The sequence below is a fragment of the uncultured Polaribacter sp. genome (genome assembly GCF_947501385.1).
GTDB lineage: Bacteria > Bacteroidota > Bacteroidia > Flavobacteriales > Flavobacteriaceae > Polaribacter.
Map to the genome: position 1 here is coordinate 13,622 of NZ_CANMVP010000027.1, position 14,470 is coordinate 28,091.

At 29.3% G+C, this 14,470-nt stretch carries 13 protein-coding genes, 1 tRNA gene and 1 pseudogene; 5 read left to right on the forward strand and 10 right to left on the reverse strand.

Annotated elements, in window-relative coordinates; all coding sequences use genetic code 11:
• Nucleotides 1–80 precede the first annotated feature (80 nt).
• Together Q0998_RS15860 and Q0998_RS15865 are read left to right on the forward strand one after the other, a co-directional pair.
• Nucleotides 81–530: a 6-carboxytetrahydropterin synthase gene (locus Q0998_RS15860; protein ID WP_299671596.1), complete on the forward strand. Its 450-nt coding sequence runs from the start codon at nucleotides 81–83 to the stop codon at nucleotides 528–530.
• 73 nt (nucleotides 531–603) lie between these two features.
• Nucleotides 604–1,143, forward strand: a complete 540-nt coding sequence (locus tag Q0998_RS15865) for a hypothetical protein (protein ID WP_299671598.1) — start codon at nucleotides 604–606, stop codon at nucleotides 1,141–1,143.
• 58 nt (nucleotides 1,144–1,201) lie between these two features.
• Here Q0998_RS15865 and pth read toward each other — a convergent pair whose 3' ends face one another.
• From pth to Q0998_RS15880, 3 genes are all read right to left on the reverse strand, one after another.
• Complete coding sequence (gene pth / locus Q0998_RS15870; RefSeq protein ID WP_299671600.1) at nucleotides 1,202–1,768, reverse strand: aminoacyl-tRNA hydrolase; 567 nt, start codon at nucleotides 1,766–1,768, stop codon at nucleotides 1,202–1,204.
• 170 nt (nucleotides 1,769–1,938) lie between these two features.
• Entirely contained in the window at nucleotides 1,939–2,553 is a 615-nt protein-coding gene (locus Q0998_RS15875) for a 50S ribosomal protein L25/general stress protein Ctc (RefSeq protein WP_299671602.1), read from the reverse strand.
• Nucleotides 2,554–2,573: 20 nt separating this feature from the next.
• Nucleotides 2,574–3,515 carry a ribose-phosphate pyrophosphokinase gene (locus tag Q0998_RS15880; RefSeq protein WP_299671604.1) on the reverse strand — a complete coding sequence of 314 codons (942 nt, stop codon included), beginning with the start codon at nucleotides 3,513–3,515 and terminating at the stop codon, nucleotides 2,574–2,576.
• A 205-nt stretch (nucleotides 3,516–3,720) separates the two neighbouring features.
• On the opposite strand from Q0998_RS15880, the gene Q0998_RS15885 reads away from it, so the two are divergent.
• Nucleotides 3,721–3,966, forward strand: a complete 246-nt coding sequence (locus Q0998_RS15885) for a GIY-YIG nuclease family protein (RefSeq protein ID WP_299671606.1) — start codon at nucleotides 3,721–3,723, stop codon at nucleotides 3,964–3,966.
• Nucleotides 3,967–3,969: 3 nt separating this feature from the next.
• A tRNA-Leu gene (locus Q0998_RS15890) sits at nucleotides 3,970–4,051 on the forward strand.
• Nucleotides 4,052–4,133: 82 nt separating this feature from the next.
• Here Q0998_RS15890 and Q0998_RS15895 read toward each other — a convergent pair.
• Genes Q0998_RS15895 through Q0998_RS15905 form a run of 3 tightly spaced genes read right to left on the reverse strand, consistent with a single transcriptional unit; the run spans nucleotide 4,134 to nucleotide 8,695 of the window.
• Nucleotides 4,134–5,378 carry a hypothetical protein gene (locus Q0998_RS15895; protein ID WP_299671608.1) on the reverse strand — a complete coding sequence of 415 codons (1,245 nt, stop codon included), beginning with the start codon at nucleotides 5,376–5,378 and terminating at the stop codon, nucleotides 4,134–4,136.
• Between the two features lie 3 nt (nucleotides 5,379–5,381).
• A complete protein-coding gene (locus Q0998_RS15900) occupies nucleotides 5,382–8,237 on the reverse strand; it encodes a type I restriction endonuclease subunit R (protein WP_299671610.1) in 2,856 nt (951 codons plus the stop codon).
• Nucleotides 8,237–8,695 carry a hypothetical protein gene (locus Q0998_RS15905; RefSeq protein ID WP_299671612.1) on the reverse strand — a complete coding sequence of 153 codons (459 nt, stop codon included), beginning with the start codon at nucleotides 8,693–8,695 and terminating at the stop codon, nucleotides 8,237–8,239. The genes Q0998_RS15900 and Q0998_RS15905 overlap by 1 nt, the downstream gene beginning before the upstream one ends.
• 319 nt (nucleotides 8,696–9,014) lie before the next feature.
• Here Q0998_RS15905 and Q0998_RS15910 point away from each other — a divergent pair, with 319 nt between their 5' ends.
• Entirely contained in the window at nucleotides 9,015–9,917 is a 903-nt protein-coding gene (locus tag Q0998_RS15910) for an IS1595 family transposase (RefSeq protein WP_299671614.1), read from the forward strand.
• A 1-nt stretch (nucleotide 9,918) separates the two neighbouring features.
• Here the strand turns inward: Q0998_RS15910 and Q0998_RS15915 are convergent, their stop codons facing one another.
• The 4 genes and pseudogenes from Q0998_RS15915 to Q0998_RS15930 form a co-directional block, all read right to left on the reverse strand.
• Nucleotides 9,919–10,917 carry an FRG domain-containing protein gene (locus Q0998_RS15915; protein WP_299671616.1) on the reverse strand — a complete coding sequence of 333 codons (999 nt, stop codon included), beginning with the start codon at nucleotides 10,915–10,917 and terminating at the stop codon, nucleotides 9,919–9,921.
• Nucleotide 10,918: 1 nt separating this feature from the next.
• The gene (locus Q0998_RS15920; protein ID WP_299671618.1) at nucleotides 10,919–12,085 is read right to left on the reverse strand and encodes a restriction endonuclease subunit S; all 1,167 of its coding nucleotides are present in this window, start codon (nucleotides 12,083–12,085) and stop codon (nucleotides 10,919–10,921) included.
• A 1-nt stretch (nucleotide 12,086) separates the two neighbouring features.
• Nucleotides 12,087–13,523, reverse strand: a pseudogene (locus Q0998_RS15925) (type I restriction-modification system subunit M); the annotation flags it as partial.
• 182 nt (nucleotides 13,524–13,705) lie between these two features.
• Nucleotides 13,706–14,302, reverse strand: a complete 597-nt coding sequence (locus Q0998_RS15930) for an RNA polymerase sigma factor (RefSeq protein WP_299671620.1) — start codon at nucleotides 14,300–14,302, stop codon at nucleotides 13,706–13,708.
• Nucleotides 14,303–14,470: the final 168 nt, after the last annotated feature.

The following is a 14,470-nucleotide window of genomic DNA, read 5'->3' on the forward strand; positions in this document are numbered from 1 at the left end:
GGAGGAGATTATTTATTTTTAATATTAGCAGTAGCTTTGGTTATTGTCTATTTTTACAACAAATACAGAAACAAACGTTAATGAGCACAATTAGAATCACAAAACAATTCAGTTTTGAAACAGGTCATGCTTTATATGGTTATGACGGAAAATGTAAAAACGTTCACGGACATTCTTACAAACTATCTGTTACTGTTTCAGGAGAACCCATCGCCGACAATACCAACGTAAAATTTGGAATGGTGATTGATTTTAGCGACTTAAAAAAGATTGTAAACGAAGAGATTGTAGACGTTTTTGACCACGCAACGGTGTTTAACAAAAACACACCTCATGTTGAATTGGCAAAAGAATTGATGGATAGAGGGCATCATGTTTTATTAGCAGATTACCAACCTACAAGCGAAATGATGGTGATTGATTTTGCTGAAAAAATTAAAAATAGATTGCCAGCTGAGATCAAACTTCATTCCATAAAATTACAAGAAACAGCTTCGAGTTTTGCAGAATGGTTTGCTAGTGAAAATTAATTTAGCAAAAAACTATACTGTAAAAGCTAAAAATATTGAACATAAAAAGTATATTTGACAAAAAATTATAATTATGAAAAATATCAAATTTATTTTATTCTTATGCATTTCTATTACTTTGTTAAGTTGTGGTGATAACGACGATAGTCCTGAATTTACATTAACAACTGCAAACATTGCTGGAAATTACGAAATATCTAGTATTGAAGTTGAAGAAAAGGAAACAGCCACGGGTAGTTCAGGAGCAAGCGTTGATATTTCTACAACTATAGAAGTTGGAGATTCTTTTGATGATGTTTCTTTTGTAATGAATGCAAATGGAACTTTTACGGCTACAGGAAAGTTTAGATCTGTGGAAACATTAACTACAGTAAATGGAGGGACTTCGGCGCCTGTAAGTTCAATTATTGTTTTTGACTCTGCAGGATCTTACACAATAAATAGTTCAGAAAACACTATTACGTTTGATGAAACCTCTGGAGATTTTATAGATGGTGAATTCAAAGTAGTTACTTTTACAGAAAATACAGTGAATATCACACAAGAAGATATGGATGTTGATGGTGGAATTACAATCTCTTCTAAAGAAAGTATTAATCTTTCAAGAAAATAAAACTTATCTTTTAGTACTCTAAAAGCTGGCTAATTAGACAGCTTTTTTTATTTCTATATTATTTGCCATTAAATGCATTCATAGTATTTGCCAAACCTGCAGTACCAAAAGAGGTGATGATTTTTGCTGAAATAGGCAAACGCTCTATCAATTGGCTTTTTTCTTCTTTGTTCCATTCTCCTAAAACAAAATCTACTTGTCTTCCAATAGGATAATTTGCACCCACACCAAATCGAAAACGCGCATATTGTTGGGTGTTTAGTTTTTCTTGAATGTCTTTTAACCCGTTATGTCCGCCAGCAGAGCCTTTGGCCTTTAAACGAATGGTTCCAAAATCTAGGTTTACATCATCTGTAATAACTAAGATATTTTCGATAGCAATTTTTTCTTTGTCCATCCAATATTTCACAGCTTTTCCACTTAAATTCATAAATGTACTTGGCTTTAAGAGCACAAAAGTTCTTCCTTTGTATCTAAAGCTAGCAACATCTCCTAATTTTTCGGTTTCAAAAGTTACATTGTGTTCTTCAGCAACTTCATCTACAATCTTAAAACCTATGTTATGACGTGTCTCTGCATATTTATCGCCAATATTTCCTAAACCTATAATTAAAAATTTCTTCATTAATGCTTCTTTAGTTTCGGTATGTATACCAAAAATATTTTTAAAAAATGTCACCATATTCATTCTTCAAAAATAAGAAGAAATAAAATAATGAGAGGCTGAAATAAATTCAGGGCATGAAAAAAGCGTTACAAATTTGTAACGCTTTTAAATAGTATAAAAAACTAAATTTATTCAGCTGTAGCCTCAGCTGTAGCTTCTTCTGTAGTTTCTTCTTCGTCTTCTAATTCTTCATCAACAGAATTTCTAGAAGTTCTTACTTGCACAACTACCGTGTTCTCTGGGTGCATAAAAGTATATTCTTCATTAAATAAAGAACTTAAAACTAATTTATGCCCTATTTTTAATTTAGAAATATCTGCAGTTACAAAATCTGGTAAATTAGAGGGTAAAGCTTTAACTTTTAATTTACGATTTGTAAAACGTAAAGAACCACCATTTAATACCCCTGGTGATGTACCTGTTAATTTTACTGGAATTTTCATTGTAACTTCCTTATCATCAAATAACTGATAAAAATCTACATGGATAATTTTATCTGTTACTGGGTGAAATTGAATGTCTTGTAAAATGGTTGCTATTTTTTTTCCATCAACATTAATTGTAGCAGTATAAACGTTTGGAGTATATACCAACTTTTTAAATGCTAATTCTTCTGCTGAAAAATGCACTGGGGTATCTCCTCCGTATATAACGCAAGGAACCATACCAGCATTACGTAAGGCTTTAGTTGCTACTTTACCCACGCTTTCTCTTTTTGATCCTTTAATTGTAATTGATTTCATTACTTTGTTTTATTAAATATTTACATTAAAAATTGTCCACTAATTGAAGTATTGTCTTGCACTTTATGCATAACATCCGCAAATAATGGCGCGCAAGATACAACTTTTATTTTAGAAGTTTCTTTCTTTAAAGGAATTGTATCTGAAACAATTAGCTCTGTTAATCCTGAGTTTTCTATTTTTTCGTACGCGTTACCAGAAAGTATTGGGTGTGTACAAATTGCACGTACACTTAAAGCGCCTCTTTCCATCATTAGATTTGCGGCATGTGCCAATGTTCCTCCTGTATCTATCATATCGTCAACTAGAATCACATTTTTACCACGTACATCTCCAATCAATTCCATGTGTGAAATTACATTGGCTTTTTTACGTTGTTTATAACAAATTACAACATCTGAATGCAAGTGCTTAGAATATGCATACGCTCTTTTAGAACCTCCCATATCTGGAGATGCAATGGTTAAATTGTCTAATTTTAAGCTTTTTATATACGGCATAAAAATAGTAGATGCGAATAAATGATCTACTGGCTTTTCGAAGAATCCCTGAATTTGATCTGCATGCAAATCCATGGTCATAATTCTTGTTGCTCCTGCAGATTGCAATAAATTTGCCACTAATTTTGCGCCTATGGCAACTCTTGGTTGGTCTTTTCTATCTTGTCTTGCCCAACCAAAATACGGCATCACTGCAGTAATATGTCTTGCAGATGCTCTTTTTGCTGCATCTAACATTAACAACATTTCCATTAAATTGTCTGCATTTGGAAAAGTGGATCCTATGATAAAGATTCTTCTTCCTCTTACAGATTCTTCAAAAGCGGGTTGAAATTCGCCGTCACTAAAATAAGTTGTTTTTACTTTTCCTAAAGTAGTATTGTATTCTTTCGCAATTTTCTCTGCCAGAACGATACTTTGTCGGCAAGCAAAAAGTTTTGGTGCTAATTGATTTGTAGGCATGTAGTTGTATTTTAGTTGTATTGTTGTGAGCAAACAAAAGTAGAAATTATTTATGAAGTTTGATATGTATTTTTTGACTTTAAAATAAAAAAAATTGATACATTTGCAATCCTATTACATACTTTGCTCAAGTGGCTGCCTATCGGCAGATAGGGCGGAATTGGTAGACCTGTCTACCGACAGGCAGGCGCGCAAAATATGATATATGTTCTATGTTTACGCAATTTCTAGTGTTGAAGGAAATTATATTTATGTTGGATTAACTTCTAACTTAGAAGAAAGGATTTTTAGACATAATGGTTTGAGAGAGAAGACAACAAAACCTTATGCTCCTTTTACACTTCTTTTTTTTGAAGAAGTAACCACTAGAATGGAAGCTAGAAAAAGAGAAAAGTATTGGAAATCTGGTATAGGCAAAGAAAAATTACGATCTTTGCGAGATTCTAAGTAATTTGCTCAAGTGGCGGAATTGGTAGACGCGCTGGATTCAAAATCCAGTTTTTTCGGAAGTGCGGGTTCGATTCCCGCCTTGAGTACTGTAAACCCTTTAAAAACATTGTTTTTAAAGGGTTTTTTAATTTTTGGGGCTACTTATAGGGCTACTAATCTTTTTAACTCTTAGTTTTTACCATATTTTCGAAATGCCTGTATTGTTTGATAATAACCATACCCAATGAAAATTTTAGCTACATAAGTAATTATTATTGCAAATAGATTATCTGAGTTATATAACTTATGATTCCAAGCGATTGGATTTATAAATTTTATAAACTCATTAGTGCTTTCCTTAAAAGCATTAGTTGACATCGCTATAGATATATCTTTGTTGTATAATAATATCAAGCTTACAATAAAGAAAAATGTAAAAGTTATAGAGAGTGTAAAAATCACACCTCTAACCCAACTACGATTATAGTCATTTGAAATCTTATTTAAAAATAAAATTATTTTATTCTTATTAAAGATTATAATTATTCTATTCTTAAATTTACCAAAGACACTAAATTTCTCATAACTGCTAACTGTTTTGTATTCTAATTCTTTTCTAAAAACACTCATTTCATGGTGATGAAAATCAAGTGCTTCAATATGATTTTCATTTTTTCTAAATTCTTGCTTGATTCTTCTGTATGATTCTCGAATTCCTTTATATGTAGATTTGAGAGAGTTTTTTATTTTTTCATTGAAATCAACTTTACTATGGTTCTCATCATTAAATTGTAAAAGTATTTTATTTATTAGCTTGTTGTTTGGATTGAATTTATTTAAAGGAATAGTATATAATTCCTCAACAAGTTTTTCACATATCTTTATCTCTGAATTACTTCTAGACAAGTTTTTCTTTAAGTAATACGATAAACTTTCCTTATCAGGTATTGAATTATTTATTTTTATACCAAACACTTGAAGAGTACACCAAAAATTGGAATTAGAAATATCTAATCCATTTTTAAAAATAGCTTTTTCAAAACTTATATAAGTGTCTTTTGAAACTTTATTATGTCTAAAAATGACAGCTTTTTTAAAAGTAGTTTCTGAAAAAATAGAAATATTTAAGAAATCTGTTAAATGAAAATATTGATTATCTTCAAATGTAGATTGATAAAAATCTACTAATTGATTAAAAGTAGTATTACGACATTTTATCCCTTTTTCAAACGTACAATTATGAAATCTAACTTTTTTATTGAAAACATAATCACTTAAATCTACTAAAAAACTGAAAACATAATCTTTGTAATTAATTTCTTCACCTGCTTCTAATTCATCAAGAAATTGATGTATAGAAACGGAAGTCAAGGGTGCTGATTTTCCTTCTTTTTTGTAATTCTCATTTTTTGAATATTTTCTTAAAACAGCCATTTCTTAACTTGTTATCCCACTAATAAATGTTTCCACAAACTCCAATATCTTATTTGTAATTCTTTCAGCTTTCGTCTTTCTTTCTTTCAAACTTGGACGAGTATTCATTGTTCCAATAATATCATCACGTAAAGGAATTTTTTCTGTAAACATATAATCGCCAATTACTTTTTCTAACTTTTGCTCGTTTAAGCCTTCCTCTGAACTTAACAGTTTTATAGCTTGTAATTTTTCAGCAGTCATAAACTGAATAAATTCATCTGGAATATCTTCTGAATCTTCAATGGTTGGTATATGTTCATTAATGAACTTTTCAATTAACTCACGTTTACTTCTTAATTGTGTATCTCCAGCTACAATATCCAAAATGTTTTTCAGTTGTTTTTCTTTATCTTCAACCGAAACTGAATTTTTAAGATTTGCTAATAATTTTAAAATATAACTAACATTTATTTCGTCTCTATGTATTAGCTCTAATTCAAAATCAATATCATTTAAGATTGATACTTTTTCCTTAGCGTTTTCTCTTTTTACTTTATCTCGTAAATCTAAATACTTGCTTTTGTAGTCTTCAAAGGATTGTTCATTTATACTAATATCATCAAAAGTAAATTCGGTAAAAGTTTTTAAAACATTTAATGTTCTCATTAACTCTCTAAATGCTTTGGCAAAATCCAATTCATCTTCTTCACTTTCTAAATGAGAAACACTATCAATAGTTGGCGTTATTTGGAGTAATTGAATAAATGCCTCATCCATTTTTTTTACATAATCTTCATATGGCGCAATAATTATTTCGTCTTTAGATTCTATGTTCGAGAATAATGCAATAGCATCATCCGTATGCTGTTTTAAGTTTCTAAAACAAACCACATTTCCTTGCGATTTTACTTCATTTAGAATCCTGTTTGTTCTTGAGAAAGCCTGAATTAAACCGTGATATTTCAAGTTTTTATCTACATATATTGTATTCAATGTTTTGCTATCAAAACCTGTTAAAAACATAATTACGACTAATAAAATATCAACCTGTTTGTGTTTTACTCTTTTGGCAATATCGTTGTAATAATTATAATAACTCTGCGTGTCTTTTGTAGAATAATTTGTGCCAAAAGTTTTGTTGTAATCGGCAATAAAACTATCTAAATGTTCTCTTGTATGTTGAGATTTGTATTTAGTAACTGGTTCAGCAACAACATTCAAATCTACTTCATCAAATTCAGAAGTTGTAAAACCTAAAGCGTCTTTATCTTCTTCATTTGCTTGATAAGAAAATATAGTTGCCACTTTTAAATTATGCTCTTTTGCTTTAAAAAGTTGGTAATATTTAATAAGCGTTTCTACATTACTTACACACATTATTGCTGTAAATTCTTTACTATGTGTTTTTCTATTGTGATTAGCAATTATATATTCAGTAATGGCATCTAAACGTTCTGGTGCTTCCATTACTTCCTTTTCGTCTATAGCTTCAACATCAATATCTAACATGTGTTCTTTCTTTTTGAACGTATTAATGTATTCAATAGAGAATTTTAAAACATTTTCATCTCGTATTGCATCTGTAATTACATATTTGTGTAAAGATTTTTCACCTCCAAATAACATTGCAGTTGTTCGTTTTCCAAATTCATTAGTACCTGCATTATCTTCAAAAATCGGAGTTCCAGTAAAACCAAACATCTGACTTTTTTGGAAGAAATTTTTAATATCTTGATGTGTTTTTCCAAACTGACTTCTATGGCATTCATCAAATATAAAAATCACTCGTTTGTCTTTTAAAACTTCCATTTGGTTTAAATACCTAGTCTTGCTAATGGCAGTATTTAGTTTTTGAATGGTAGTAACAATTAATTTATTATCGCCAGCCAATTGTTTTACTAAAGCTTTGGTGTTATTAGTACCATCAATACTGCCTTTGCTGAAACTATTGAACACTTTGGTAGTTTGGTAATCTAAATCTTTTCTATCTACCACAAAAACCACCTTATGCACTTTGGGCATATGAGTAAGAATTTGACTAGCCTTAAAACTGGTTAAAGTTTTACCAGAACCTGTAGTATGCCAAATAAAACCGTTTTTGGTGGTGTTTTTTACTCTTTCTATAATAGCTTCTACTGCAAAATATTGATAAGGACGAAGTACCATTAGTATTTTGGCTGATTCGTTTAAAACAACATACCTAGCAATCATTTTAGAGATATGGCAAGGCTCTAAAAATATGTCTGTAAACTTAGATAATTGAGTTACTAATTTATTATTGGTATCGCTCCAATAAAAAGTTTGCTTAAAACTACGAGCTTTTATTGGGCTGTTAGCATAGTACTTAGTGTTTACGCCATTGCTAATTACAAATATTTGTACAAACTGAAACAAACCTGCTCCTGCTCCAAAACTATGACGTTCGTATCTATTAATTTGATTGAAAGCTTCTTTTAATTCTAACCCTCTGCGTTTTAGTTCTATTTGTACTAAAGGCAAGCCGTTTATTAAAATGGTTAAATCATAACGGTTTTTGTATGTGCCTTCCATCGTTACCTGTTGAGTAACTTGAAACTCATTTTTACACCAATGTAGTTGATTGATGAGTTCTATGGTTTTGCTTTCACCATTATTGTTAGTAAAAGGAACTCTATCTCGTAAAATTTTAGCTCGTTGAAATATAGAACCTTTGTTTATGTAATTTAAAATTTGTTTAAAATCATTATCAGATAATGTAATTTTATTGTGCTTTTCTAACTGAGATTTTAGGTTCAATAATAAATCGTCTTCGTCTTTAATAACCACTTTCCCATAACCCAATTGTACTAATTGGCTTACCAAACTGTTTTCTAATAATTGTTCTGATTGTATGGTCATTATTTAGTTTCGTTATTTAAATAATTAACAAAATCAATTATCTTTTTAGTGGTTTCTTCTGCTACATTTCTACGATTTTTTAAACTAGGTTTACTTATTAGTGTAGATATTACACTATCGGGCAAAGGACTTTTTTCATCGTATAAATATGTATTTATTACCTTTTTCAATTCAACCTCCTTTAACTTCTCTTTTTTTGCAAAAGCAGAGAGTTTATCATTCTTTTCTTCTGCCCAAAAAGTTGCTTCATTAAATTTACTACTTAATATTTCAGGCGGATTATCTTTGGACTTTTCTTTAGTTGTTTTTGAATCTACATAAATAGAAATTGGTCTATGTGATATACTTGCTATATAGCCTTCGTCTTTGTAACGTTCTCTTATATAGCTACTCATATGACTAAGATCTGGATAAACTGACCCACTATGAATATTTAAAGATTCTAATTGCTCTAACAATATTTCTTTGAATTTGCATCGATTATTACAATTCGACTAGGTAAACTGTCTAAACTCTTTCTTGACTTTTCACTACTAACAAATATAAAATCACCACTCTGATTATTTATTCTTTGATTTTTGGCAATTCCCTGTACGAACCAATTTTTTGAAAAACATTCTTCTTTTTGTGTTTGAGTTAAATTGCAAGAATTATTCTTATAATCTTCATCCCTGCTTACAACATTATTCGTAATACATTTTAACCTTTCATCATCAAAATTTAAAAATTGAGTTAGTCATTTAATTTCCGTATATTATACCCTTTAAAATATATGATATGAAACAATTTGAAGGACAAGATATACTAAACTTTATAAAAGAACTACCAAATGATGATGCTTGTAAAGCTTATTTATCGAAAATAAAATGGCAAGATGGTTTTATTTGTGTGAAATGTGGACATACAAAAGGGTGTGAAAAATCAGGATATAACTATCATTGCTATAATTGTCATCATGTAGAAAGTGCAACAGCAAACACACTATTTCATAAAGTTAAATTTGGTTTACAAAAAGCCTTTTGTGTCGCTTTTGAGATGAGTACAAGTAGCAAAAGCATATCTAGTGTTCAGATGGGAAAACGCTTTAGTATCCGGCAAGGAACCGCCTGGTTTTTTATGCAAAAAGTACGTAAAGCTATGAAAAGTAGCCAAAAATATCCTTTAAAAAAATTAATACATGTTGATGAATTTACAGTAGGCGGAAAAGAAGAAGGAAAACAAGGTAGAAGTTATGACTCAAAAAAGAAGAAGGCAGTAATAGCAGTAGAGTTAACTGAAAATAATAAAGTGAAAAGAGTTTACATAAAGTCTATTGATGACTATTCAGCAAAATCATTAACACCAATATTTGAAGAGCATATAAGTACTTCTGCTAAAATAATAACAGACAAATGGAGAGGATACGAACCTTTAAAAGAAATTTATAATATTGAACAAATCTATAGTAATAATGGAACTAATTTTAAACAATTGCATATCATGATTATGCAAGTAAAATCATGGTTAAGAGCAATACCAACACATGTAAGTAAATGGCATATTCAAGCTTATTTTGATGAGTTTTGTTTTAGAATTAATCGTTCTCAATTTAAGACTAGTATCTTTCATAAAACAATTACCAGAATGGTAGAAGCTAAACCAATATACCAAAATCAATTAAAACAGAAGCTAAACGTATAACTCAATTTAAAAAATTGTCCGATTCTGGAACAAATGAATAAACTAAACCATCTGCATTTGCTCTATCTAAATTATTACAAGAAAAGAAAATAGATACTAAAGGATTTCTTGTGATATCTAAAAGTCTTGTTGGCATACCAAAATGCTGCATTGTTATTAAGCGTTCATAAATGCTATAATTGTTTGAAAAAGCTTCTGGTTTTAAAGAAAGAATATCATAATACATTCTTGCTTCATTTTCTGCATATTTTTCTTCTCTAGTAAGGCTAGAATCCAAGAGCCAAGTTGCATCCGCTTGCCCTCTGTAATAATTGTTTACACTACCTTTACTTAGCACATCCAACAACTCCCTTAATTCCTCTTTTTCTTCTTCTCCTACTTTAGAAAAAATAAAATGAATACGGTCTTCATATTCTTTAGAAATAAATAATTTTTCAACCTTAGTTTGGAGATTTATATTTGGGTTTTTATTCTCTTTTACTAAATTCGCTAGCTGAATAAATAAATCTCGTCCTTGTTCTGTTTTAGAATAAGCTATAAAATCTGACCTTTTTCTTGGAGCTTGATTCTCTAATAAATACTGCAAATAAGTGTATAAGAAGTTTCTTTTCTGTATTTCTATTTTATTATTTGGGTCATTTTTATTGAGTTGCTTTAATAAATGCCAAAGAACAAATTCCTTAATATATTCGTACCTTTTTGATTGACCATCTTCCTTATGGTCTTCAAAAAGTGTTGTAATATTTTTTATATTTATATCGTTTCTGTGAGAATTTCGGTTTATACTTAAATTAATCTTACTTTCTTTAAAATAAGTTTCTCCTTTACTATTGATTTCTTTTTTTACATCATCACTTAAAAAAAAATGCTGAAAAGTTAAACCACCAACAGATTCAAAATACTCTAATGTCCAATAATAGTATTTTTTAGTGTCTAAAAAGCTTTTTAGGTAAAATTCAAACTCTTTTTGTATTTCATTATTTATTATCGTTAAATCCATATTATACAAACATTTTTTGAAGTAGGCCTTTTTTGAATTTTTTTGATTTTGTCAATTGGTCTGATAGGTTTTGAATTGAATTATCTATATCTAAAAAGAAATCTGATATTTTTTGCTGCTCTTCACTATTAGGATATAAAATTATCTGATTTTGGTATTCAGAAATCCAGAAACGTTTATGTTGAGCTATGGGAAACCTTAATGATTTCATTGCTTCATACATAAATTTCATATTTACATTTTCACCTTTAGGGATTAACATTTTCATTGCAGAAGATTTGGCTTTAAACGGGAAATCAACAAAATGAAAAGCTGTAGTAAAATCGTCAAAAATAATTGTTGGTAAATTATCTATAAAAATTCCATCTGTTTCTTTTGTGTAACCTAAAATAAATTTTTTCCCCGCAGTTAAAACTGGAGTATTATATTTTTTATTATAATCTTTATTTGAAACCAAGTATTTTGTGGGTTGTTCATAATCTAAAACATCTCCTATTCTCATTTTTTTCCAATCAGGAAATTCATTCCCATAAACATCCTTAAAGCGTAATTCTTTTGAAAATATTTTTCTTCTTACTCCTATTTTATACGCTTTAAGTTTTTTTAACTTTTTATCAATTAGGTTAATTCGACTATCCAGTCGATTTAAAAACCTAGCTATTTTTGCTTGTTCTTGAAATTTTGGTATTGTAATCTCTGTATCTGCAAACACTTTTTGTCCTAAAGTTTTATTTCTTCCCGCTCCACCTGGAGACGCTAATTCTAAAACATATTTTCCTTTTTTACGCAGAAAAAAATATAAAATAAAACCTAGGTCTAAAACATTTTTTATTGGCTCATACATTGGAAATCTATGAGAAGCTATTAAACCAACTTCATTTTCTGTAGTTTTCGCAACTGCTTGCTCCCAAGCAAATACAATATTTACAATAAAAGTATTTTCTTTAACCCAAAACACTCTTTTGTTTCCAATTTCAACACCTAGTTTTTGTTCTTTGTGAAAAATACCTTTACCGTGCGAACGAATACCTATTTCTTGATATTTTTTTGTTTTATCTACATCAACAGGGTTTACTACTCTTTCAAAAATTTCAGAAATTTTATTTTCTTTCCAAGTTGATTTAAATTCAGGAAAACGCAGTAATGGCTTGTTTTTTATTAATGTCATATTAAAATGGAGTTGAAATTTTTAGCTCATCACAAAAAGTTTTTATTTCAGCATTAAGTGGTGCTATTTGTTTATCAATTGCTTTCAACTCTTTAGCTAGAGTCTCAATATCTATTGCTTCATCATCTTCAAAAGTGTCTACGTACTTTGCGATATTAAGGTTATATTCATTTTTTATAATCTCTTTTAATTCTACGACCTTACTATATTTTTCTTTTGTAATTCTTTTAGAATACGTGTCCACAATTTTTTCTACATCTTCATCTCTTAATTCATTTTGATTAATCCCTTTAACAAAATAATCTTCTCCACTAGCATCAATAAACACGATATTACCATCGTCTTTCCTACATTTTTTAAGTACTAGAATACACGTTGGTATAGATGTTCCGTAAAAAATATTTGCAGGCAAACCAATAACAGCATCTAATGCATTTTTATCATTTATTAAATATTTACGAATTACACCTTCTGCAGCTCCTCTAAATAGCACACCATGAGGTAAAACAACTGCCATTGTACCATTTTCTGTCAATTGATGGAACATATGCTGTACGAAAGCATAATCTGCTTTGGTTTTAGGCGCTAATCTACCATATTGAGAAAAACGTTCATCTGTACTGTTCAAAGAATTGTCTTTCCCTTTCCAATGTGTTGAAAAAGGAGGATTTGCCACAACAGCTTCAAAACGCTTATCTAAATGTTGTGGACTCTCAAGTGTATCTTCATTTTTAATATCAAATTTACGGTAATGAATATCGTGTAAAATCATATTCATTCTAGACAAGTTGTAGGTCGTACGATTCAACTCTTGTCCATAAAACTCACTTACATCAGCTTCTCGCTTCACACGTAATAGAAGTGAACCTGAGCCACAAGTAGGGTCATAAACTGATTTTATTTTGGTTTTTCCTAAAGTTACAATTTTAGCTAATATTTTAGATACTTGTTGTGGTGTATAAAATTCACCTTTAGACTTTCCAGAAAGTGCCGCAAAATTTCCAATTAAATACTCGTAAGCGTCACCCAAAACATCAGATTCTAAATCTTCTAATTTAAAATCAATTTTATTTAATTCTTTAATAATTTCTACAATCACTTCATTTCTAGCGCTAACAGTTCTACCTAATTTAGTAGAAGTTAAGTCTAAATCTTCAAATAAAGCAGCAAAATCTTCCTCAGAATCTTCCCCCATAGTACTTTGTTCAATATGATTAAGAACTGCTTGTAAATCATCTAAAATATAATTACTTTGACCTTTGATCTCACTATTTCCTTTTTTTGCAATAGTTTCAAAAAGTTCTTTTGGCTCTAAAAAATACCCCAATTTTATAATACATTCCTCACGTAAAGCTTCTAAGGTCTCTGTGTCAGTTACTTTTTTAAAGTCTGTTTCGTCTTCACCTTGTAGTAATTCTGTTACATAAATATTTTGCTTTTCAATACAATATGTAATGTTGCTATATTTTATAGGGATTGTAGCAGTTTAGGTGTACTAAAGCTGTACACTTTATCTTTCTTTTAGCTGTTGTTTATTGGATAAATGTACAACTATATTTTAATTGAATTTATAGGGCTAAATTATTATGCAATAAAAAGAAGATTAAAATAAAGATTTCTTTAAGTTTTTAAAGAATGATTACTCCCAAATAATAAAAACAAGATACCCTCAATTTTATCCCCAAGTGTTTTTCTTAAAATTTTAAAAGCTTTTGTAATATGAGCTTCAACAGATTTTACAGATATTTTTAAATATTCTGAAATCTCAATGTTTGTTAGTCCTTCTTGTTTACTTAATAAAAATGTTTGTTTACATTTTGCCGGCAAGTTTTCTATTTCAATTTTCACAATCTTCATTAATCTATCTAAAGATTTTTCATCATCCTCTTCTATAATGTAAGTTAAAGCATCAATATATTTTTTTTCCAGCGTAAAAACTTTTTTTTGTTTTCTGTACTGATCTATAAATTCGTTATAAACAGAACTGTATAAATAACTTTTTACTGAAAAATCATCTTTCAATTTTGATCTATTTTTCCAAATGCTCATAAAAACATTCTGAACAATATCTTCAGATAAGTCAGGATCGTTGTTAAGGCTACAAGCATAAACACATAACCTTTTATGGTAAGACTTTACTAAAAAAGTATAACCAGTTTCATCTCCTTTCTTTAAAGAATTTATTAATTTGATATTATTAGAAAAATCTACTTTCATGTTATAAAATCATAAATTTTGATACTATTTAATACGAATATATAAAAAAAATTGATATAAAAGTTAGGGTTTAGCAATATTCAAACGTTATAGAAATATCTATGTTTAAATATTATTAAAAATAATCAGTAATTAAGTGAAAATAGAATTTAACTAAATACCAAACAA

Excerpts from the sequence above, each read along its gene's own strand:
- Q0998_RS15860 (WP_299671596.1), top strand. The coding sequence starts at position 81 with ATGAGCACAATTAGAATCACAAAACAATTCAGTTTTGAAACAGGTCAT.
- Q0998_RS15865 (WP_299671598.1), top strand. The coding sequence starts at position 604 with ATGAAAAATATCAAATTTATTTTATTCTTATGCATTTCTATTACTTTG.
- pth (WP_299671600.1), bottom strand. The coding sequence starts at position 1,768 with ATGAAGAAATTTTTAATTATAGGTTTAGGAAATATTGGCGATAAATAT.
- Q0998_RS15875 (WP_299671602.1), bottom strand. The coding sequence starts at position 2,553 with ATGAAATCAATTACAATTAAAGGATCAAAAAGAGAAAGCGTGGGTAAA.
- Q0998_RS15880 (WP_299671604.1), bottom strand. The coding sequence starts at position 3,515 with ATGCCTACAAATCAATTAGCACCAAAACTTTTTGCTTGCCGACAAAGT.
- Q0998_RS15885 (WP_299671606.1), top strand. The coding sequence starts at position 3,721 with ATGTTCTATGTTTACGCAATTTCTAGTGTTGAAGGAAATTATATTTAT.
- Q0998_RS15895 (WP_299671608.1), bottom strand. The coding sequence starts at position 5,378 with ATGGCTGTTTTAAGAAAATATTCAAAAAATGAGAATTACAAAAAAGAA.
- Q0998_RS15900 (WP_299671610.1), bottom strand. The coding sequence starts at position 8,237 with ATGACCATACAATCAGAACAATTATTAGAAAACAGTTTGGTAAGCCAA.
- Q0998_RS15910 (WP_299671614.1), top strand. The coding sequence starts at position 9,015 with ATGAAACAATTTGAAGGACAAGATATACTAAACTTTATAAAAGAACTA.
- Q0998_RS15915 (WP_299671616.1), bottom strand. The coding sequence starts at position 10,917 with ATGGATTTAACGATAATAAATAATGAAATACAAAAAGAGTTTGAATTT.
- Q0998_RS15920 (WP_299671618.1), bottom strand. The coding sequence starts at position 12,085 with ATGACATTAATAAAAAACAAGCCATTACTGCGTTTTCCTGAATTTAAA.
- Q0998_RS15930 (WP_299671620.1), bottom strand. The coding sequence starts at position 14,302 with ATGAAAGTAGATTTTTCTAATAATATCAAATTAATAAATTCTTTAAAG.